Consider the following 21,661-nt stretch of genomic DNA (forward strand, 5'->3'; position numbering starts at 1 on the left):
CTGTTCTTATGACAAGAATTCTACTCTGTTTTTGCTGCAAAAGCATCTTTTGCAGCAAAAAACCTCCCGGTAACGGGAGGTTCCGAAAAGTCGGGGCAAAGCCCCTTCTGGCCGGTTAGCATGTGGATGGCTCAGAGCTTCTCCACATTGAAGTACTGCGCTTCAGGGTGGGCAAAGACCATCGCCGAGACCGAAGCCTCCGGCTCCATCATGAAGCCCTCGGTAAGCTGCACGCCGATATCCTCAGGCTTCATGAGCTTGAATAACGGCCCCTGATCCTCCAGATCCGGGCAGGCCGGGTAGCCGAAGGATACACGGATGCCCTGGTAACGCGCGCCATGTCTTTGCTTCATAGTCATATCTGCCGGGTCCGGGAATCCCCAGGTATCGCGCATCATATGATGGACACGTTCAGCCAGACCCTCTGCGACTTCAAGAGCGACTGCCTGCAGAGCATGGGAACGGAGATAATCTCCTTTATCCTTAAGTTCAGTCGATAATTCACGGACACCATGGCCCGCAGTAACCACCAGGAAGCCAACATAATCCATAACTCCGCTCTCCACTGGCTTCAGGAAATCAGCAAGGCAGAGATACGGCTCCACATTCTGGCGCGGGAAGGTGAAGGTATGCAGCACCTTAGCCTGATCCTGCGGATCATAGATCAGAATGTCATTCCCGCGTGACTGGGCCGGGAAGAACTGGTACATCGCATGCGGCACGATCGTGCCTTCGAGCATCGCCTGATGCAGAATATCGTCAACGGTCTCTTTCAATTCTACCGTACGCGGGTCCCGCGCTGCCAATTGCGCCTCTACAGAGCCGCGCAGACCGAGATGATGGCCGAGCAGCATCTGCATATTCACATAAGGAATCACATGTCCCAGCGGATAATTCCGCAGGACATGACGCTCCAGATCAGGCGGGATGAACACCGGGGCATCAGCCGAGATTTTGGAGCGGACTGCGCGCGTAAGCTCGGGAAGCCGCGCTTGCGGAGCGACAGCTACGGCAGCCTCAGCCTCCTCGCGGACCTCCTCCTCAATCTTCACCCGCTCCAGCGGGTTCATCAGCCGGTTGGCGATATCCAGACCGTCCATGGCATCCTTCGCGTATAAGACGAGTCCGTCATATTCCGGACGGATTCGGGTCTTGGTGAATTTGCGGGTCAGTGCCGCACCGCCCACCATAATCGGCACATCAATACCGGCGGACCGAAGATCCTGCGCAGTCAGCACCATCTGCTGCGCCGACTTCACCAGCAGTCCCGACAAGCCGATGGCGTCAGCCTTTTCCTTGCGGAAGGCTTCAATAATATTCTCTGGCGGAACCTTGATCCCCAGATTGACGATCTCATAACCGTTGTTGGAGAGAATAATCTCGACCAGGTTTTTACCGATATCATGCACATCACCCTTGACGGTCGCAAGCATGATTCTCCCCTTAACCGAGGTCTCATCCTTCTGCATGAACTGCTCCAGATGGCTTACAGAGGCCTTCATGACCTCCGCACTCTGGAGCACCTCTGCCACGATTAATTCATTGTTATTGAACAGCCGTCCGACCTCAGACATCCCCGCCATCAGCGGTCCATTAATGATCTCCAACGGAGGCGAGGTCTTCAGCGCTTCATCCAGATCCGGGATCAGCCCCTCCTTAGTGCCTTCTACCACATAGGAAGCTAGGCGCTCCTCCAGGGATAGATTGGAGATCTTCTCCTTCTTCTCCACCTTTTTGCCGCGAAAAGCCGCCACGAACGCAGACAAGGTATCGTCATTCGTATTATAGATCAGCTCTTCTGCGAGCTTGCGCTCCTCTTCAGGGATCGATGCATACCGCTCCACCTTCTCGGTGTTCACAATGGCATAATCCAGACCGGCCTTGGTGCACTCGTACAGGAATACCGAGTTCAGCACCTCGCGGCCGGCTTCCGGCAGACCGAAGGAGACATTACTGATACCGAGAATAGTGTGAACAGCAGGCATAGCCTCCTTAATCAGACGGATGCCGTCAATCGTCTCTTTGGCGGAGCCGATATACTGCTCATCCCCGGTTCCTACAGGGAACACAAGGGTATCGAAGATCAGATCCTCGGGAGCCAGACCGTATTTGTTGACCAGCAAATCGTAGGAACGTCTGGCCACCTCAAGTTTGTCCTTAGCCAGTATAGCCTGACCGGTCTCATCGATGGTGCCAACTACAATCGCTGCTCCGTATTTATGAATCAGTGGCGTGACAAGCTCGAACTTCTCTTCACCATCTTCAAGGTTAATGGAGTTAATGATCGCTTTACCCTGACAATACTGCAAGGCCAGATCAATGACCTTCGGGTCCGTCGTATCGATCATTAACGGCACCTTGACCTTCTTCACCACCAGCTCCAGGAACCGCATGATATCTTCCGTCTCATCCCGGTCCGGGTCCTGCACGCAGACATCAATAACCTGTGCGCCGCTCTTCACCTGGGCGCGGGCAATCTCCGAAGCTTCCTCATATTTCCCCTCGACGATTAGACGCTTGAACTTCCGGGAACCGAGGACATTGGTCCGTTCACCGACCATATACGGACGGTTCTCACTCTCCACGTACACGGGCTCAATCCCTGACAAAGCCGGAGGATGCTGGCCGTCCAGCTTACGCGGCGGGTAAGCCGCCATCACTTCAGCCATCGCCCGGATATGATCAGGAGTCGTTCCGCAGCAGCCGCCGGCAATGTTCAGCCAGCCCTTCTCCGCGAAGCCGCCCAGCTTACGGGCCAAGGAATCCGGGGATTCATGATAATTCCCGTTCTCATCCGGCAGACCCGCGTTCGGGTAACAGCTGACGGCCGCTGAAGAGATCGCGGACAGAGAACGAATATGATCCCGCATGAACTCCGGTCCGGTAGCACAGTTCAGTCCGATGGACACTGGCTTCAGATGCTCCAGCGAAATATAGAAGGCTTCTATATTCTGACCGGCAAGTGTAGTTCCCATAGGTTCAATCGTTCCTGAAATCATCACCGGCAGCGTAATTCCGCTCTTCTCGAAGGCGTTACGGATGCCAATGCTTCCAGCCTTCACGTTCAGGGTATCCTGGGATGTCTCCAGGAGCAGCGCGTCCACCTTGCCATCGATCAGGGCAACCGCCTGTTCTTCATAGCTGTCTATAAGCTCCTTGAAGGTGACTCCCCCGGTGACAGAGAGCGTCTTGGTGGTCGGTCCCATAGCTCCTACCACATAACGCGGGCGCTGCGGTGTATCATATTTATCAGCGGCATTACGTGCAAGTCTGGCGGCCGCAAGGTTAATCTCCCGGGCACGGTCCTGTATATCATATTCGGCAAGCACCACTGAAGTGGCACCGAAGGTGTTCGTCTCAATCAGATCCGCACCGGCCTCCAGGTATTTCTCATGAATGTCCTGTATAACCTCCGGCCGGGTCAGCACCAGCATTTCATTACAGCCATCCAGGTCATCCCCGCCGAAATCCTCACCGGTGAGCGGCACCTGTTGAATCATGGTACCCATAGCTCCATCCAGTATCAATATGCGCTGCTGCAAGCTCTCAGCTAGTGTGTATTTGGCCACTTTCCATCCCCCCAGTGAAACATTAGAGTAATTTTAGCAGAATAAAGGGATTTCGGAAAGCCTTCCTTTCCACCCTGCATTATTTGTATTTCCATTGATTTCATTTCTATTACGGCCCTACCACAAGTTTCTTGCTTGGCATGGAATGCTGCGTCCGGGCAGTCACATGTGAAGTGACACTGAATTCGCCCGCCTCTGCAAAGGTATGTTCCCCGACATAAGCCCCTTCTCCCGCACTTTCACCCTTGATTTCAACCTTCTTGGTCTTATCCGCTGCCTCGTTGACCTCAAACATTACTTCTCTCGCATCATCCACTGGTTCACCGTCCTGTGTCACCACAGCCTTGAAGCTAACTGCCTTACCTGCGGTTACTTCCTCCGGGGTCCAGCTCAGCTCCACCTTAATAGGTGACATGGAGGAATTGGCCGCAGCATGCATCTGCATCTCATCTTCCTTATTCCCCGAGCATCCGGCAAGCGTCATCCCCATCACAATGCATATAAGTCCCCTGCGTATCCTTGGCTTCATCATCTGAAGTCCTCCCGGTTCATAGGTAGATTCTTCTTCATCCACGAACATATCCATTCTATATTACAATGAAAGTCAGATCGCTACTCTTCTTATTATACACATTTTATTCAATTTGCCTTAAAGAAGCTGCATGATTCACTCGTGAACATGAGAATAGTCATATCTTTATAAAAAAAGCCAATATCCGAAAATAGGATACTGGCCTCATAGAATTCAATTATAAGGAGTCTACCAGCGGCAGAAGCTCCGAGAGATGGCTGATCTGGTAATCCGGTGTAATCTCCGGGTCGGAGGCTTTGCTATTTCGGTTGATCCAGACCGTAGTCAGTCCGGCAGACAAGCCCCCAAGAATATCTGTCGTAAGCTTATCGCCCACCATTATACCTTGTTCCGGAGTAATATCCAGCAGTCCGAGCGCATGCTCGAAGATTCCCTTGTCCGGCTTGCCTTTGCCGAAGCTTCCCGAAATCACAATGTGGTCAAAATACGGGGTAAGCTCCGGCACACCATCCAGCTTCTCCTGCTGAAGAGCCGGGCAGCCGTTCGTCAGCAGCAGCAGCTTCACCTTACCGCGCAGCTCGTCCAGCACCTGAAGCGTCTCCTCATAGATATAAGGACGGCTGCGGCGCTCTGCGGCGAACTTGTCAGCCAGCTGTGCAGCCAGCGCTTCATCCTCTACCCCGAGTGAGGCCAGGCCACGGCGCCAGGATTCCTTACGGTAGACAGGGGCAAGCTGTTCCAGTTGACGGAACTCAGGCTGCTCACCGGCAGTGAAGTTCGCCCACAGCGCTTCATACGGGTTAATACCGATCAGCTTCGTGAACGGATACGTCTCATAGGATTCGTAAAGTGTACGGGCTTCCCTGCGTACAGCAGCTTCCAGCTCCCCGGGATCAACGGAATCTCCAGCAGCCTCACAAGCATAGCGGAAGGCTTCTTCCACACTGCGGTCATCCCACAGCAGAGTATCGTCAAGGTCAAATAGAACGGCGGTAATCGGCATTTGTTCTCCCACTCCCTATATGCTGGTCTGTCTTGCTATTCGTGCACGACCTCAATGTTGTTGTTCTTGGCGAACTGCTCCAGGCGTTCCCCCATCGCAGCAGTGTCATAACGGTTAATCAGCTTGGAGAAAATCCACTGCTTGCGCTTACCCTTATACTTAATGGTAACTACACTGCGCGATAAAGTGATCTTCTCAATATCCGCCGCAGCCAGGAAGCGTTCGCGGTTGTATTTAATAGTAGAGATACGCGCACGCTCAACCTTAAGAAACGGACGGCGGAAGAACAGCAGCGCAGCGAGCAGGAAGTACAGCACTACACCCAGCCAGTTGGCCAGAATCCCGCTTCCTTTGGCTTCGTCAATTGAGCCGACCACCCAGAACATGATACCGAGCAGCATCAGTACAACGGGGAATACGATATTTCGGCCTTTGAAAATATCGATGCTTTTCGCGGCAGTCTTAGTGCTGGAAGTGTAAATGGAGTCCTTCCCCTGCTTCTTTCTTTGCTGGTTAATTTGCTTCGTGTTGCGTTGAACCATTCTTTCCCAAGAACGGGCCATGTAAGTTCCCCCTAGTCATCCTGTATTATCTATGAAAAGGCAACAGGCTAATGCTTAAGTCCGTTATTGCCTTCTTCATGCTCCGGATTGTCCACAATTTCGATGGTATCAAGCTGGGCCCGAAAGTTAGTGCGGATATTCCCCAGGTAAATCTCGCGGAGCTTGGCACGTTCAGCCAGTTCCTCTTCATTCAGGCCGCCGTTCTTAGCTTTGCGTGCCAATTCATTGATGCGTGCGACCAATTCGTCAATATTCAATACGTTTCCCTCCCTCTAAATTCATTTTAACTTTGCCATGAGAAAAAGAGCTTGTCAAGGTCTACCCCCTGAAAGCTCTCCGAGTCGATCATTAGCCTGCTGCATTCCTTCAGTATAAAGGTAAAGTCAGAATATCTCCGGCCTTAATGACGCTGTTCTCCAAATGATTACTCTTCATTATTCCTTCTATATATACGGCTGTCTTCATGTCCCCAGGCTTGTTGCTTAACGCAATACTCCATAAGGTATCCCCGCGTTCGACTACGATCCGCTTATCCGGCTTCATCGACGAGACCGAACCGGCAAAAACATTCCCCACCACAGTGAATCCCGAAATAACAAGCATCAGCACCAGGACCAGCTTCATCAGGCTGACCTGACGGAATAGTGATGAGAGCGCAGCGAGACTATGAAGAATACCGTCCTTGATCTTGGTTACATAACTATGAGCAGTTGGATTACTGGGAGCGGACACCTTGATATCCTCATTATTGTAGATGCTGTTGTATGTACTATACTTTAACATGATTATCATCCTCCAAACACATGTTCTTGCTTTCGAAAATAATATAACACGAACATGTGTTTCGATCAATAGTTTTTTCGGAACATTTGTTCTCTTTATTTCCGTTCTCTTATTTTCCTCATTTTAGAACTTATGTTTGTACGAACGGAAGTTCTATGTTATAATTTTCCCAAACATAGTATATGGGGTTGATACCGATGTCAAAGATTTCTAGTCGTCAGCTGGCGATCCTGGAATTTATACGTAATGAAGTCCGCAGCAAGGGTTATCCTCCGTCCGTCCGCGAGATTGGCGAGGCTGTCGGCCTGGCCTCCAGCTCAACCGTGCATGGTCACTTGGACCGGCTTGAGAAGAAGGGCCTGATCCGGCGTGACCCAACGAAACCGCGTGCCATTGAATTACTCGGCCAGGAAGATTCAGAGAATGTGCATCAATTCGTCCAGACCGTTACCCGCATCCCGGTAGTGGGTAAGGTTACAGCTGGTGTTCCTATTACAGCAACAGAGAATATTGAGGATTACTTCCCGTTGCCTGCTCATTATGTAGGTGATAACAAGGTATTTATGCTATCTGTCCTTGGTGACAGTATGGTGGATGCCGGAATTATGAACGGGGATTATGTCATCGTGCGCCAGCAGCAGACTGCCGACAACGGCGATATTGTTGTAGCGATGACCGAAGAAGATGAAGCAACTGTCAAGACCTTCTACAAGGAACGGGATCATATCAGGCTGCAGCCGGAGAATCCGGCGTACGAGCCTCTCCGCCTCAACCGCGTTACAATTTTGGGCCGGGTCATCGGATTATTCCGCGATATCCACTAATCTACTCCCCGCTTAAGAACAGGCTGCTCCGCACCATGCGAAGCAGCCTGTTTTATGTTCATTTTACTTCGTGTGGTGGCCAAAAAGCTGTATACAAACATTTGTTCGCATTCAGCTTTTTGGCCATTTTTTCTGCGAACCGCTGCATAGCTCCGCACATATCCTGTTACAAAGGAGTGCTGATCTGTATGCCCAATTACCGAATTATCGTCGATCTGTCACAGCGCATGCTGTATCTGCTGGATAATGACGTTGTCACCAGAGGCTTCCCTGTCGGCATCGGCAAAATGTTAACCGTCTCGCCTGTAGGCGAATACACCATCATTAACAAACAGCCCAATCCGGGCGGTCCGTTCGGTGCCTTCTGGATGGGACTGTCCAAGCCGCATTACGGCATCCACGGAACCAATGACCCATCCTCCATCGGCCACATGGTCTCACACGGCTGTATTCGAATGTATAACGCAGATGTTCTGGCTCTAGCCGCCCTCGTTCCCATAGGTACCCGTGTCACCATCCGGGAATAGGAACGTCGCAAAAACCCTTGAGACGCCAGATTGCGTCCCAAGGGTTCCTGTGACTCATATAAATTAGAGCGGATACAGACTACAGCACACTTCTCAACAGACGGATAGCCACCGTATTCAAACGGATGGCCTCGCGGATCGATTCTCTGGCTGCCAGCAGTTCTCTTCTGGCCCGCGAACCTCTAGGCACCCTGCGCAGATTCTCATTGATCTCTTCCAGTCTCTCCAGCAGGATTGCCCGCTGTGTCAGCAGGACATTAATGGCTCTGCGAATCCGGTTACGTTCTCTTTGGCTCATCTTTACACCTCTTTTACACTTGGATAGTATAAGAGATGCCAAGAATGGCTCCAAAGATTGTGTGATTCGGCAGTAATGTTAGTTAGAGCTGCAGGTAGTGGGCAGCGAATCTGCTTACTTCTTGTTCAATCGTACCCGGAATTCAAATTCATCGCGTCTATAAGTCATTCCGGCCAGCACAATGTACTCCGGTGTCCATTTCTGTACAGGTCCGGCATAATCAGCAATCACATGCGGTTTGCCATCAACCAGCTGAACGACGTAGACCTGTACCTGTGCCAGTGCGGCAGCGAATAGATCAGCATCACTGGACAGTACTTTATAAGCCGTATTCAACTTCGTTCCTCCTTGTTCCACAACCATATTAAAGATTCCGTCTCGAATCTATTCAATTATACCGGGTCATGGAACAATATGTAAACCATATTTACAGCTTAATAAACAGGATTTTGAACAATCCGATATACTTCTTCGTGGCCCCGCCATCCCGGGTAAAAAAATTGGTATTCTTAAGGTCCGGTACACTGAATACAGAAAACAAAATGTAGTTATCCCTCACGGTCAAAGACTCAATTACAGGCTGGGCCACCTGCTTGGTAATTCCGTCGCCTATTTCCTGACCGAGCGTATTTTCCAGATTCTTTACAGAATATTCACTGAATGCTTCCTTTCCCGGATTCGTAACCGCCATCACAATCAGAACAAGGATAAGAACCAGTAACGACTTACCGCCCGATCTCCTGCGGACTCTGCGTACAGGGCTTGGCGTATCATAACGCGAATTCATTCTTTTCCCCCTCTACTACAGAATATATAGTATCTCTAGCAACATGACCCCCAGCGGATTCAACATCATCCGGTAGACGAACAGCATCCCACCTGTAATGCCACTGCCCCCGACATCAACGCTGCTCCAATCCCACAACGGCAGAGCCGGCGCATCCAGCCCATATTGCTCCATAAGCCTAGCTTGGGTCTCCGCTGGCACAGCCGCTCCTTCCGCCCCAGCCACCGGACATGTTAGCGCCAGGATGAGCATCAGCGAAAGCATAATCTTATATGTATTCTTCATCATCCGCTCCCATGTCTGCCACTAGAATTCTCTTCTGGTTAAGTATATAGGAGATGGAATAGTATGTAAAATGATTTGATCTGGAGTTATAATTCCATTATATTATGATGTGAGAGCTTTGTTCAGTCGTCATCATCACTCCTCTCCCCCATACTAAAAATCGGGAGAGTTTTTTTTATGTAGGAGGTAAATGTATGAATGGAAATAAAGTTATCATCATTCTTCAGTCCATATCCATACTGGGTGTAATCCTTTACTTCGGAATAGCTTATGGACTGCTATGGTATATCATCCGGCCCCCGATTCCTCTCGAAGAATAATCTATTAAACCTGGGAGGAAACGTTGAATGGATTTTCGCTTAAGGCAATGCCGCTCATCCAAGGCGTTCTGATCACCGAATATTCGCCAGAGATCCTCGCTACGATTAACCAACTTACAGAGCAGCTAGGCACATACTACGTTTGGTGGGAGTAGGCGCCTTTTTTATAAACATACTTCGGAATAACTTATATACTAATGTAGCAGATCTTCCGCCCTCCCCCGTTTGACTTTGAACAATAATCTTAGAACTTCACCATCTAAGTAATGTCATCATGTTAAGATTACTTATAATCAAAAAGCACCTCCAAAATATATATTTCATGAGATAAACTTATAGAATCGTGATATTATTTGGAGGTGTACTTATGCGAAATATAGATTATACAAACTATTATTGGCAGGATGATGAAATTAGATTGCGTTCAATAGAGGCTGAGGATTGGGAAAGTATATATTTAACTGCATTCGATACCCCTGCCCGTCGTTTTCTGGAATGTACTATTGAATTGCCGCCTACAATCTCGGGTGCGAAGAAATTCGTTGAAGAGAACGTTGAATTTTCGTCCACTAATGGCCGAATCATGTTTACTATTGAAAATATGAACGGTGAAACGGTAGGTGGTATTAATCTAAACAGCATTGACGAGAGGAATGGTACTTTCAGCATAGGTATTGTAATTGATCATCCCTATCGAGGTAAGGGTTACGGTACCAGGGCAGTGCACATGCTTTTAAAATATGCATTTTTCGAGCGTAGACTTAATAAATTTAATGATTATGTTCTGGACGGAAATAAGGCATCGGCTGCTATGCTTAGAAAAGTAGGATGCGTTCAAGAAGGAGTCCGACGTCAAATCTTCTATATCAATGGTAAATATCATGATTCTATGTTGTTTGGTTTAACAAAGAATGAATATAGGGATCTTCATCATAAGGATCACCAAAATATATAATCATACATTAACCTAATCAGAGACGTTCAGTTCCATATACCAACAGCAGTCCGGGATTTATTTCTCGGTAAAAGAGAGCTGTTGGTTTTTTATATTAGAGTTTGTTGAGGTGATCAAATTGAAGAAATACAACAGATCTGAAAAAGTCATTATTGGAGTGCTGCTTGGTATGACTGCTGTGCTAGCTTTAGGAAGCCTGCTTTTTTGGTATGTCTTCACCACAATCTAACTAACCCTTCGCGGCCGCCAATTGTGTTCGGTTTTTTGTATACATCTTGAACCCCACATACGTAAGAGCACTAGATCCCCGGACAGATGTAAATCATACTCTCTAAAAAATATAAAAAGCCCCCGGCGCGAATAGCGCCAAGGGCTGCTGTATCCTAGTAAAGCGTCATGTACTGATCTCTTTCCCACTCGTGAACCTGGGTGCGGTAGATGTCCCATTCAATTTCCTTCAGCTCGTAGAAGTGGGCCAGGGCGTGTTCGCCAAGGGCTTCTGTGATCACGTGGCTGCGGATCATTTCGTTCAGGGCTTCCTTCAGATCGGCTGGCAGACTTGGGATGCCTTCTTCGATCCGCTCTTCTTCGGACATCACATAGATGTTACGGTCGATAGGAGCTGGAAGATCGAGCTGACGCTTGATTCCATCCAGACCTGCCTTCAGCATAACAGCGAGTGCAAGGTAAGGGTTAGCCGCAGGGTCCGGGTTACGAACCTCAACGCGTGTGCTGAGTCCTCTCGAAGCCGGAATACGGATCATCGGGCTGCGGTTACTTGCAGACCAGGCTACATAGCAAGGTGCTTCATAACCAGGCACCAGACGTTTGTAAGAGTTGACAGTCGGGTTAGTGATCGCTGCAAAAGCACGTGCGTGCTTCAGAATCCCTGCCATGTAATAACGGGCAGTCTTGCTAAGTCCCAGCTTATCGCTCTCATCGTAGAACATATTCTCTTTGCCTTTGAACAGGGATTGGTGAGCGTGCATACCAGATCCGTTCATACCGAACAGCGGCTTAGGCATAAAGGTTGCATGCAGGCCGTGATGGCGGGCTACCGTCTTCACAACAAGCTTGAAGGTCTGAATCTGATCCGCTGCCTTGATGGCATCGGCATATTTGAAGTCAATTTCATGCTGGCCGGAAGCCACTTCGTGGTGGGAGGCTTCAATTTCAAAGCCCATCTCTTCCAGTGTCAATACGATTTCGCGGCGGCAGTTCTCCCCAAGATCCATCGGCGCCAGATCGAAATAACCACCCTGGTCATTCAGCTCTGTAGTCGGATTGCCCTTCTCATCTGTTCTGAACAGGAAGAATTCCGGCTCCGGTCCGACATTCATAGCTGTGAAGCCCATTTCTTCCGCTTCCTGCAGACAACGCTTGAGGATACCACGCGGGTCTCCGGCAAACGGTGTGCCATCCGGCATGTACACATCACAAATCAGACGTGCCACACGGCTGTCAGTCACCCAAGGGAAGATAACCCAGGTGCTCAGGTCAGGATACAGATACATGTCGGATTCTTCAATCCGCACATAACCTTCGATGGAAGAGCCATCGAACATCATTTTATTGTCGAGTGCTTTTTCAAGCTGGCTTACCGGAATCTCTACATTCTTGATCGTTCCCAGCAAATCGGTGAATTGCAGGCGAATAAACCGGACGTTCTCGTCCTTGGAAATGCGCAGAATATCCTCTTTAGTAAAGCTCACGTTACCCTCTCCCTTTCAACAGCTCTATATTATTTATTAAAAAACCGGGATAGCTCACCTTGAATTAGAGACACTTGTCCCGGTCTTTTACCGGAAACCAGCTCCTGCTTCAGCAGACGGTGAAGCTGCGAATCAGACAACTCTCTACGTCTCACCTCTGTGTCAGGGGTAATAACCGTAGCTTCTTCAGATTCCTTCGAGACAGGATTCATCACCTGCTTAATGCCGGCAATATTAACACCCTTCTCAATCAACGCCTTGATCTCAAGCAGACGTTCCACATCATTAAAAGAGAACAAACGCTGGTTGCCGGAGGTACGCGCAGGTACGATCAGGCTGTGCTGCTCATAATAACGAATTTGTCTGGCGGATAGATCTGTTAACTTCATTACGATTCCAATCGGAAATAATGCCATATTTCTGCGGATTTCATCACCCATGACTCATCCAACCTTCCAATGATCTTTTTCTCATCTCATTGTACATTTCCTTATATGGCGTGTCAATGGTATGTGAGTTTTTCTCACAAGATTTCTTTCACCCATTGTGAGATTAACAGATCAAAGTGTCCGATGCATGGGATTTGGTTCCCCGAAGTATATCACAAAGAGCAATCCGCAGGCAAAATCCGCCCACATAACAGGGCTTTAGTTCCGATGACGAAATAGGTGCTTTGCGGGGGCCTTAAAGGCTTACTGTACATGTTTCATGGCATGTCACGCTTCAACGACCCATTCCCCTTCTCCAGCCGGAGTCTCGAATCCGTTCAGGAAACGGGTCAGAATCTCCTCGGTAATGGTGAATGCCGCATTGGCATCCATCCGCTCGCTTCTTAACAGGAGCCGCCGCCGTAGCTCTTCAAGCTGTACCTTGAGGAAGATCACAGCCCATTTCCCGCCATACTCCCCGATCAGATGCTTGTAATCATCCCGGCGCTGCCGCTGCCAGAAGCTGAAATCCACCACCACATGACGCTTCGCCTGAACCAGCTGCACCAGCTCTTTGCGCAGCTTGCGTTCCGACTGTTCCTTCAAGGATTCGTACTCCTCCTCAGGATAATCTATCCCGTAGCGGCCATATGTACTCCAGATATCCTCATCGATGGACAGCCGGACGAACCCCTCATGCTCCAGCTTAAGCGCAAAAGTCGTTTTGCCCGAACCCGCTACTCCGCACATCATGACGACTAGTGGAGCCTTGTCCGCACTCCTTTTCTGCAACAATCCCTCGATTGCTTCTGCTTCGTACATCGGCCTCTGCCTCCTATGTGTTCGAGAACTACAGCAGCTTGCGCTCCCTCATACTCTGCAAGGCCATTAACACGCCGTATTTGACATGAGAATAGGTTAATCCTCCCTGCATGTATCCGATATACGGTGCGCGGATGGGCGCGTCGGCTGACAGCTCCAGGCTTCCGCCCTGGATGAATGTCCCGGCAGCCATGATGACCGGATGCTCATACCCCGGCATGTCCCAAGGCTCAGGCACGACATGGCTGTCTACCGCTGCTGCGCGCTGGATACCTTGTACGAAGGCGATCAGATGCTCGGGTCCGTCAAAAGCCACCGCCTGGATCAGATCCGTACGCGGCTCATGCCAGGCAGGCTTGGTGATGAAGCCGCAGCGCTGAAACACCGCCGCAGCGAAAATACTGCCCTTCACGGCTTGTCCCACCGTGTGCGGGGCCATGAACAGGCCTTGATACAGGCCTCGCGTTGTGCCCAGCATCGCCCCTACCTCGCCGCCGATTCCTGGGGCTGTCAGGCGGTAGGCCGCCAGCTCCACCAGATCTGCGCGGCCGCAGATATAACCGCCGGTCTCAGCGATCCCGCCGCCGGGATTCTTGATCAGCGAACCGGCGACCAGATCAGCGCCAACCTGCGGCGGCTCCAGCGTCTCGGTGAATTCTCCGTAGCAGTTATCCACGAATACGATGACATCCGGCTTAATAGCTTTTACCCGTGCTGCCATCTCGCCAATCTCAGCGACCGTGAAGGACGAACGCCAGTCATAGCCGCGCGAACGCTGGATTCCGATCACCTTGGTCTTGTCATTTATCGCTAAGGCGACCTCATCCCAGTCAACCTTACCTTCTTCTGTCAGCGCAGTCTCCCGGTAGCCGATACCGAAATCCGCCAGCGAGCCTGTCCCGTCTCCTGGCTTGCCAACTACCTTGTGCAGCGTATCATAGGGACGTCCTGTAATGTACAGAAGCTCATCTCCGGGCCGCAGCACACCGAACAGAGCGGTAGATATGGTATGAGTTCCTGAAGCGAAATGCGGTCTGACCAGCGCCGCTTCTGCACCGAATACTTCGGCATAGACCAAATCCAGCACCTCACGCCCCCGGTCGTTGTAAGCATATCCGGTAGAGCCCGCGAAGTGAAAATCACTCACATGCTGGCGCTGAAAGGCTTCGATCACCTTCCACTGATTATGATCCACAATCCGGTCAAGCGCCTTGACCGCACCTTCGATTTCTAGCTCTGCAGCTTCCGCTGCCTGTAATAAATCCTCTGCAAATCCTGCCATGTTCCCTTCATCTCTCCTAACATTGTGTATAATAAGGCCTCGCTTCTGCATCAGGCAAAACCCGCACAGCAAAGCCTGCCTGGATCAATCTCCAAAGCAGACTGTTGCAATGCGTTGATATAGATGCTTCCTCTCTCACCAGCCAAGTCAGTTTCAAACGGTTCAGCTGAGCAATTATTGCGGCTCCACGAATTCAGCCAGCTTATAGCTCCATTTATCGTAGTCCTCTTTATTCAGTCTCACGTTATAGAGTACATCGCTTCCGTCATAATCCTGTTCAAGCACCTCGCCCACCCGGTAGAGCAGAGAGGACAGATCCCCGCGGTCACCGGGAATGCGGAAGATCAGAGTATCCCCGGCCAGCTGATCGTTGATGATCTCCGTGATCCGTGAGAGGTCCTCCTCATTAAAAGCACTGATCTTTAGGAAGCCTTCACCGGTCGGGAGCATCTCCAGCTGCTCCGGCTGACACAGATCGATTTTGTTGAACAATACGATCTGCGGCTTGCCTGCCGCGCCCAGATCCTGCAGAATCGTCTGAACGACCTCCATCTGCTCCTCACGCATCGGAGAAGAGGAATCCACCACATGCAGCACCAGATTGGCTTCATTGACTTCCTCCAGCGTAGCGCGGAAGGAGGCTACTAGATCATGCGGCAGATTCTGAATGAAGCCGACGGTGTCCGTAAGCACGACCTCCTTGCTGCCCGGAAGCTGAAGCACACGCGAAGTCGGGTCAAGGGTAGCGAACAATTGGTTCTCGATGTACACATCGGCATCGGTCAGCTGCTTCAGCAGCGTGGATTTGCCCGCGTTGGTATAGCCTACCAGTGCCACCTGAACCGCACCGCTCTTGCGGCGGTGTTCACGGTGCAGCTCACGGGTCTTGACCACCTCATCCAGCTGGCGCTTCAGCTCTGTAATCCGCTCACGGATATGCCGGCGGTCCGTCTCCAGCTTGCTCTCTCCGGGACCTCTCGTACCGATTCCGCCACCCTGACGCGACAGATTCTTGCCTTGCCCGGACAGGCGCGGCAGCAGATAAGACAGCTGGGCCAGCTCTACCTGGATGATCCCTTCCCTGGTCTTTGCCCGTCCAGCAAAGATATCGAGAATCAGCTGCGTACGGTCAATGATTTTGAGATCCAGCGCCTCTTCCAGATTACGCACCTGCGCCCCGGACAGCTCCTGATCGAAGATCGCGGTATTCGCGCCAAGCCCGTCAGCGGCCATCCGAAGCTCCTCCACCTTGCCTTTACCGATAAACCACCTGGAATCCGGGGTCTCCTTATTCTGCCGCAGTACATCCAGAACCTCTACCCCGGCGGTCTCTGCTAATTGTACCAGTTCCTGAAGCGAGAGCTCAGGGTCAATCCCGGTACGTTTGATCTTGTCAGTCACCAGACTGACAAGAATCGCCCGGTCCTGCACTTCTGTCTCTGTGTCATGTGTTGTAGTTGCCATTCATTCCATGCTCCTCATCTATTCTTCCTGGACTATCCTTTGAAATCCTCGGTCCGCAGCGTCATCAGCTCCTGCTTGCCCGGACTTGTACTCTCATACTGGTTCAAGAGCCGCACAGCCTGTGCGCGTACCGCCTTCTCAATACTGTTGCGTACATATCTTGCATTGCTGAAAGCATGCAGACTCTCTGTCTTCTCCATAAGCAAATGCTGCTTGAGTCTGAGTATGGCCTGCGGCATCAAAATATAATCACGGTCCTTGGCCATCAGCTCGGCAATCTGCAGCAGCTGGTCGATGGTATAATCGGGAAATTCAACCTGGATCGGAAACCGCGAGGGCAGGCCCGGATTGCTCATCAGAAAATAGTCAATCTCGCCGGAATACCCGGCCAGAATCAGGACAAACTGGCTGCGGTGGTCCTCCATCGATTTGACCAGCGTGTCGATGGCCTCCTTGCCGAAATCCTTGTCTCCGCCGCGGGCCAGACTGTAAGCTTCATCGATGAAGAGAATACCGCCGAGCGCTTTTTTCACCAGATCCCGCGTCTTCTGGGCAGTATGTCCGATATATTCGCCTACCAGATCTGCGCGCTCTACTTCAATCAGATGCCCTTTACTGAGCACACCCATCCGCTGGAACAGCTTCGCCACAATCCGTGCAACCGTGGTTTTGCCAGTCCCCGGATTGCCCTTGAATACCATATGGTAGGCCTGGCCTCCGGTGGCAAGTCCGGCTTCACTGCGCATCTGGGCCACCTGCAGCAGGGCATAGATCTCGAAGACCAGCTCTTTGATGTTATCCAGACCTACAAGTGCATCCAGCTCCCGGCTCAGCTCCTGGAACAGTCCGCTATGGCTGCCGGGCTTGGGAGCTGCCGTGCCGCCTGCGCTATCAGCCGGCAAGCCGGACACCGGGGCCGGAGCCTGATTATTCAGCACAATGTTAATCTGCCTGGACGGTCTGCGTTCTTCCCGTCCGCTGCTTGCCGCCGCTACATGTCCGTTCACCTAGTTCACCTCATTATACAGGTCTGACTTGCTCTAACCAGTCTATTCCAGTATAAAAGGCGTTATTAGCAGTTTTGGAAATTAGCAGATTTACAGCGACAGCTCCTGCAATTTCCATTTGGTGTAGGCCAGAATCTCGCGGGACTTATACTTAAGCATCGACATCACTTTAGACTCCGTGACGCCAAGCTCCGGGTTCTTATACCCCAGCTTACGCGCAGTCTCCAAGGCGCGGCGGCCATGAAAATCATGGGTAATCACGACAGCTGAAGACAATCCCTCCTGCTGCATGACTGTCTTGCTGAACAGCAGGTTCTCGTAAGTGCTGGTAGACTGGTCCTCCAGATAGATCACCTTGTCAGGTACTCCATGGGCAACCAGATACCTCTGCATGCCTTCGGCTTCCGTGTACTTATACTCCGGCTGATCCAGCCCTCCAGAGACAACAAAATGGCTGAATGCACCAGACTTATACAGCTCAAGCGCATAATCCAGCCGTTCCTTCAGCCCGGGGCTCGGTTCATCGCCCCACATCGACATCCCCAGAATAACTCCGGCGTCCGCCTTCACCATGGGCGAGGTGGTTGCTGCACTGTTAATTCTGTTAAAGACTACTCCGCACCAGATGAATCCGGCCACAATCAGTACCAGCAGCGAGACCAGCAGCACCCTCTTCGTGCGGTGGCGGCGCTTGCGCGACACTTTGCGGATCGGGGATGAACCCCGTTGGTAGACATACCAATCCATGATCTACTTCCTCCTAAATTCTCCGTGATGAAACAATTCGGCACGATGCTTCAGTGAAAGGGAGAAATACGGAAAGGCATGAGCGTCTATCGCACGCAGAATTGAATTGGCTGTTGACCAGGCTAACTGATAATCACTGTCCGTGATATCTTCCCGCTCCAGCGCTTCCTCCAGCTCATCCTCATCCAGCAGAAATACTTCACCATTCCACAGCACTACAACATCCAGATACAGATCGTCGAACCAGGGAACCCCTTGATCGGTCACGCCCTGGACCTTGCAGGTGTCAATGTACCACTGCACAATATTTTGCCGTTCATCAAACATGGCCGTCACAATATAGTGGCTGTCCTTGGGAAAATACTGCAGCCATGAATATCCCTTGTCCGCAATGCGGTATGTATGCCTGCCGTAACTCTTCCATAGCGGCTCCTTCAGCCCGTATATAGTGTAGAGTGTGATATAACCGCTGAACTCCCGGGTCTCCACATAGCGGCAGGCAAAATGGCGGCGGGTAATCCTGCGCCAGTTGGCCCGGTCTCCGAATTTACGTTTCATATGAATAACCCTCTTCTGATAATGGTGCATTCAGCTTAACACATTTTGCAGAGACACTCAAAACAAGAAAACCCCGACATCCGGCAATTCTGCATAGCGCAGAGCTCCCGGAGCTGTCAGGGTAATCGTTAATGCTATGAATTTGACTTCAAGTCAGTCTAATGTACATTGCCGGGTCCTTCAACAAAACCGCTGCCCGGATCACTTGCCGGATCGGTTCCGGCATTCGGGTCAGGGATGATTCCAGGATCGACAGTACCGGTCGTCGCCTCCGGTGTCGGTAGTGGCTCTGCCGTGGCAGCCGCAGGCGGCGGTGTCATCTCAGGCGGGGTTGTGGCTGCTCCGCTGCCGTTATCCCCTCCTTGACCATTGCCGTTATTACCTGGACCGTGATTGCCTGGACCATTATTACCTGATCCGTTATTCCCAGGTCCATTGTCAGGCGGATTGCCGCCGTTCTCTCCATTTCCGGAATCGCCGCCGTTATCGGGGTTATCCGTAGGCAGATTCGGGTCAGGCGTCATCTCTGGCTCAGGGGTCTGAAGCTCATCCTGAACGGACACCGTTATAGTCTCAGAAGGCTCGCTCTCCTGATCTAGTTCCTGATAATATGCAGTAACATAATATTCGTAAGACAGTCCCGGCATCGCACTGATGTCCCCGATATTCGAGGCCATGGTGTTCATGAGCGGGGTGAAGTCTGCTTCAGACGTCTCGCGGCGGTAAATACGGTATTCTACACCGCTGGCCGCAGCAGGATTCCAGCTCATATTGACCGTCATCGTGGATGGATCATACGCAGCCTGGAAGCCCGTTACCGCCGATACCGCTTCAGGCGTCGGCGTAGCCTCTACCTCTACAGCAGCGCCCTTCGGTACCGGGAACTGCTTGGCAGGCACACCTTCGAGCGCCTTCTCCATGACCTTGCCCCAGAAGGCAGCGGCCAGCGGACTGCTGTTCTTCAGCAGATGGGTCTTGCTCGGCTTGTCGTAGCCCATCCATACCGCTGCCGTCCATTCCGGCGTATAGCCGACGAACCAGACATCACGGTTCGAGCTGATGCCCTTATATCCGCTTTGTGTTGTACCGGTCTTACCGGCTACCGGACGGTTAATTTTTGCTTTTTTACCTGTACCGTCCTGTACAACACGCTGCATCATCTCTGTCATCTGATAGGCCGTCTGTTCACTCATCACACGGTCTGCCTTGGTGTTCGCCTTGTAGACGGTCTTGTCATCAGCGTCAGCTATAGACTTGATGGAGTATGCCTCCCGCAGTTCTCCGCCATTGGCGAACGCACTGTAGGCCTGGGCCATCTCCATCGTGTTCGTTCCCTCACTCATCCCGCCGAGGGCGAGCGACAGGTTCTTGTCTTCATCCTTCAGGTTGATCCCCAGCTTCTTGGCGAACTGGAAGCCGGTATTTACACCGATCTCATTCAGCAGCCAGACCGCCGGAATATTCTCCGACTTCGTCAGCGCATCGCCCATGCTGATCGACTTCGAGTACCCGTGCAGATTGTTCGGACAATATTTGCCGAAGCACTGCTTCTCATTGCTCAGCATGGAATCATTCGTGAATTTGCCGGATTCCAGTGCCGGTGCATAGGATACCAGGGGCTTGAAGGCAGAACCCGGTGAGCGGCGGCTGCCATCGATCCGGCTGTAGCCTTTTTTCTCATAATTACGTCCGCCCATCAAGGCTACAACGCTGCCATTCTCCTGATTCACAATGGTCATTGAGCCCTGAACCAGCTCATCGTCCACACTTTTCTCGAAGTTATCACTGTCGGCAAAAGCATCCTCGATCGTCTCCTGGGCATGCTTATCCATGGTTGTATAAATCTTATACCCGCCGATATTGAGATCATCCTCGGTCAGCCCGAATTTGTCCTCAGCCTCACCAATCGCATAATCAATGAATGCCTGGTAACGCTGCTTCTTCTCAGGCGGCTTGTAGTTGTAATCCACGGCCTTCGCTTCGTCCATCTGCTCCTTGGTAATCAGCTTCTGCTCATACATGAGTTGAAGCACTACGCCCCGGCGTTCCTTCGACAGCTCAGGGTTACGCAACGGATTATAGCGGGACGGCCCTTTGGGCATTGCAGCCAGAGTGGCTATTTCCCAAAGCTCAAGTTTATTCAGATCGCTTTCCCCGAAATAACGGATGGAAGCGGCCTTAATCCCATAAGTGGTTCCGCCGAACGGAATCCGGTTCAAATACATCGTGATAATACTCTCTTTGGATTCTTGCTTCTCCAGTGCAACGGCAATCGACACCTCGGTCGCCTTACGGAAGAAGGTCTTGTCGCGGTTCAGAAAGATGTTCTTCGCCAGTTGCTGGGTAATTGTACTCCCGCCTTCTACCATACTGCGGGCCGCAATATCCTTAACGGCCGCGCGTCCGATGGACCAGAGATCCACCCCGTTATGCTCGAAGAACCGTTTATCCTCGGTGGCTACGAATGCTTTAACCAGCATCTGGGGAAGATCCTCATATTCCACCGGATCGCTTTTCTCCAATGACAGCTCTCCGATCAGGTTCCGGTTCCGGTCAAAAATCTGTGTCGGCGGATTGATCGTCAGCTTGTCCCTGTTCTCATCCAGCAGCTTCTGCCCGTTCAGCATGATGAACAAATAACCGCCCAGCGCACAAAAAATAGCTAGCGCAACTGAAAAAAACAAACTCCACAGTACACGCTTTTTGGTTAAGAATCTTTTCTTTTTTTTCTTCGGCTTCCCTTGGGAGCTTGGCGGCTGACTTCCTCTGTTTCTGTTGCCGCCGCTCCGGGTTAACTGGTCTCTGGACATACTGCCTCCTGACTCCCTTAACGGAAAAAACGTAAATGATGTTCACGAATGAAAAGAACAACCTTCTCAGGTTGCTCTCTCGCACTCTCTATTCAAACGATTTATAAACAAAAAGGTTTCGCTTCAAGACGGTAAAATCTTAATTCTCGCTGTTATTGTCCTGCATCAGTGATACGCTTCGCTGCGGCGTAAATGTGGAGATCGCATGCTTGTACACCATCTGCTGGCGCCCGTCACTGTCGATGACAATGGTGAAGTTGTCGAACGCTTTGATAATTCCCCGGATTTGAAAGCCGTTGGTCAAATATACTGTAGCAGGGATATTCTCTTTGCGCAGCTGGTTCAAGAACGTATCTTGAATATTAATGGACTTGTTCATATGACG

At 51.1% G+C, this 21,661-nt stretch carries 24 protein-coding genes; 4 read left to right on the plus strand and 20 right to left on the minus strand.

Annotation, left to right across the window (positions count from 1 at the left end; translation table 11 throughout):
- Window positions 1–131: 131 nt before the first annotated feature.
- From metH to NYE26_RS16415, 6 genes are all read right to left on the minus strand, one after another.
- Window positions 132–3,569 (minus strand): methionine synthase, encoded by a 3,438-nt coding sequence (gene metH / locus NYE26_RS16390; protein ID WP_339248909.1) that lies wholly within the window; start codon window positions 3,567–3,569, stop codon window positions 132–134.
- A 109-nt stretch (window positions 3,570–3,678) separates the two neighbouring features.
- A complete protein-coding gene (locus NYE26_RS16395; protein ID WP_339248911.1) occupies window positions 3,679–4,155 on the minus strand; it encodes a FixH family protein in 477 nt (158 codons plus the stop codon).
- 163 nt (window positions 4,156–4,318) lie between these two features.
- Complete coding sequence (locus NYE26_RS16400) at window positions 4,319–5,104, minus strand: HAD-IA family hydrolase (protein WP_339248913.1); 786 nt, start codon at window positions 5,102–5,104, stop codon at window positions 4,319–4,321.
- A gap of 35 nt (window positions 5,105–5,139) precedes the next feature.
- Window positions 5,140–5,667, minus strand: a complete 528-nt coding sequence (locus NYE26_RS16405) for a hypothetical protein (RefSeq protein ID WP_036726420.1) — start codon at window positions 5,665–5,667, stop codon at window positions 5,140–5,142.
- Between the two features lie 47 nt (window positions 5,668–5,714).
- Window positions 5,715–5,924 carry a DUF896 domain-containing protein gene (locus tag NYE26_RS16410; protein ID WP_036695465.1) on the minus strand — a complete coding sequence of 70 codons (210 nt, stop codon included), beginning with the start codon at window positions 5,922–5,924 and terminating at the stop codon, window positions 5,715–5,717.
- A gap of 109 nt (window positions 5,925–6,033) precedes the next feature.
- Entirely contained in the window at window positions 6,034–6,450 is a 417-nt protein-coding gene (locus tag NYE26_RS16415) for a LysM peptidoglycan-binding domain-containing protein (protein WP_339248914.1), read from the minus strand.
- 197 nt (window positions 6,451–6,647) lie between these two features.
- On the opposite strand from NYE26_RS16415, the gene lexA reads away from it, so the two are divergent.
- Window positions 6,648–7,274 (plus strand): transcriptional repressor LexA, encoded by a 627-nt coding sequence (gene lexA, locus NYE26_RS16420; RefSeq protein WP_036695466.1) that lies wholly within the window; start codon window positions 6,648–6,650, stop codon window positions 7,272–7,274.
- 188 nt (window positions 7,275–7,462) lie between these two features.
- Window positions 7,463–7,801: a L,D-transpeptidase gene (locus NYE26_RS16425; RefSeq protein ID WP_076079347.1), complete on the plus strand. Its 339-nt coding sequence runs from the start codon at window positions 7,463–7,465 to the stop codon at window positions 7,799–7,801.
- Between the two features lie 79 nt (window positions 7,802–7,880).
- Here the strand turns inward: NYE26_RS16425 and NYE26_RS16430 are convergent, their stop codons facing one another.
- From NYE26_RS16430 to NYE26_RS16445, 4 genes are all read right to left on the minus strand, one after another.
- Window positions 7,881–8,099 (minus strand): hypothetical protein, encoded by a 219-nt coding sequence (locus NYE26_RS16430; protein ID WP_036726416.1) that lies wholly within the window; start codon window positions 8,097–8,099, stop codon window positions 7,881–7,883.
- A 114-nt stretch (window positions 8,100–8,213) separates the two neighbouring features.
- Window positions 8,214–8,435, minus strand: a complete 222-nt coding sequence (locus NYE26_RS16435; protein ID WP_036695469.1) for a hypothetical protein — start codon at window positions 8,433–8,435, stop codon at window positions 8,214–8,216.
- 91 nt (window positions 8,436–8,526) lie between these two features.
- Window positions 8,527–8,886, minus strand: a complete 360-nt coding sequence (locus tag NYE26_RS16440; RefSeq protein WP_339248915.1) for a hypothetical protein — start codon at window positions 8,884–8,886, stop codon at window positions 8,527–8,529.
- Between the two features lie 15 nt (window positions 8,887–8,901).
- A complete protein-coding gene (locus NYE26_RS16445) occupies window positions 8,902–9,174 on the minus strand; it encodes a hypothetical protein (protein WP_339248916.1) in 273 nt (90 codons plus the stop codon).
- A gap of 191 nt (window positions 9,175–9,365) precedes the next feature.
- Between NYE26_RS16445 and NYE26_RS16450 the strand changes: the two genes are divergently transcribed.
- Complete coding sequence (locus NYE26_RS16450) at window positions 9,366–9,491, plus strand: hypothetical protein (RefSeq protein WP_339248917.1); 126 nt, start codon at window positions 9,366–9,368, stop codon at window positions 9,489–9,491.
- Window positions 9,492–9,858: 367 nt separating this feature from the next.
- Window positions 9,859–10,446, plus strand: a complete 588-nt coding sequence (locus tag NYE26_RS16455) for a GNAT family protein (RefSeq protein ID WP_339248918.1) — start codon at window positions 9,859–9,861, stop codon at window positions 10,444–10,446.
- 383 nt (window positions 10,447–10,829) lie between these two features.
- On the opposite strand, the gene glnA is transcribed toward NYE26_RS16455, so the two are convergent.
- From glnA to hfq, 10 genes are all read right to left on the minus strand, one after another.
- Window positions 10,830–12,158 (minus strand): type I glutamate--ammonia ligase, encoded by a 1,329-nt coding sequence (gene glnA / locus NYE26_RS16460; RefSeq protein ID WP_036724635.1) that lies wholly within the window; start codon window positions 12,156–12,158, stop codon window positions 10,830–10,832.
- A gap of 29 nt (window positions 12,159–12,187) precedes the next feature.
- Window positions 12,188–12,598, minus strand: coding sequence for a MerR family transcriptional regulator (locus NYE26_RS16465; RefSeq protein WP_019910684.1), 411 nt, complete (start codon window positions 12,596–12,598; stop codon window positions 12,188–12,190).
- A gap of 276 nt (window positions 12,599–12,874) precedes the next feature.
- Window positions 12,875–13,408, minus strand: coding sequence for an ATP-binding protein (locus NYE26_RS16470; RefSeq protein WP_339248919.1), 534 nt, complete (start codon window positions 13,406–13,408; stop codon window positions 12,875–12,877).
- Window positions 13,409–13,436: 28 nt separating this feature from the next.
- Window positions 13,437–14,690 (minus strand): methionine gamma-lyase family protein, encoded by a 1,254-nt coding sequence (locus tag NYE26_RS16475; protein ID WP_339248920.1) that lies wholly within the window; start codon window positions 14,688–14,690, stop codon window positions 13,437–13,439.
- Window positions 14,691–14,864: 174 nt separating this feature from the next.
- Window positions 14,865–16,154 carry a GTPase HflX gene (gene hflX, locus NYE26_RS16480; RefSeq protein ID WP_339248922.1) on the minus strand — a complete coding sequence of 430 codons (1,290 nt, stop codon included), beginning with the start codon at window positions 16,152–16,154 and terminating at the stop codon, window positions 14,865–14,867.
- Between the two features lie 32 nt (window positions 16,155–16,186).
- A complete protein-coding gene (locus NYE26_RS16485; protein ID WP_209880048.1) occupies window positions 16,187–17,161 on the minus strand; it encodes an AAA family ATPase in 975 nt (324 codons plus the stop codon).
- Window positions 17,162–17,251: 90 nt separating this feature from the next.
- Window positions 17,252–17,908: a YdcF family protein gene (locus tag NYE26_RS16490; RefSeq protein WP_339248923.1), complete on the minus strand. Its 657-nt coding sequence runs from the start codon at window positions 17,906–17,908 to the stop codon at window positions 17,252–17,254.
- A gap of 3 nt (window positions 17,909–17,911) precedes the next feature.
- Window positions 17,912–18,466, minus strand: a complete 555-nt coding sequence (locus NYE26_RS16495; protein WP_036724625.1) for a DUF402 domain-containing protein — start codon at window positions 18,464–18,466, stop codon at window positions 17,912–17,914.
- A gap of 158 nt (window positions 18,467–18,624) precedes the next feature.
- Complete coding sequence (locus tag NYE26_RS16500) at window positions 18,625–21,276, minus strand: penicillin-binding protein 1A (RefSeq protein WP_036724624.1); 2,652 nt, start codon at window positions 21,274–21,276, stop codon at window positions 18,625–18,627.
- Window positions 21,277–21,415: 139 nt separating this feature from the next.
- A complete protein-coding gene (hfq, locus tag NYE26_RS16505) occupies window positions 21,416–21,655 on the minus strand; it encodes an RNA chaperone Hfq (RefSeq protein ID WP_036724623.1) in 240 nt (79 codons plus the stop codon).
- Window positions 21,656–21,661 lie beyond the last annotated feature (6 nt).

This window comes from Paenibacillus sp. FSL P2-0136 (assembly GCF_037975325.1).
Lineage (GTDB): Bacteria > Bacillota > Bacilli > Paenibacillales > Paenibacillaceae > Paenibacillus_AQ > Paenibacillus_AQ silagei.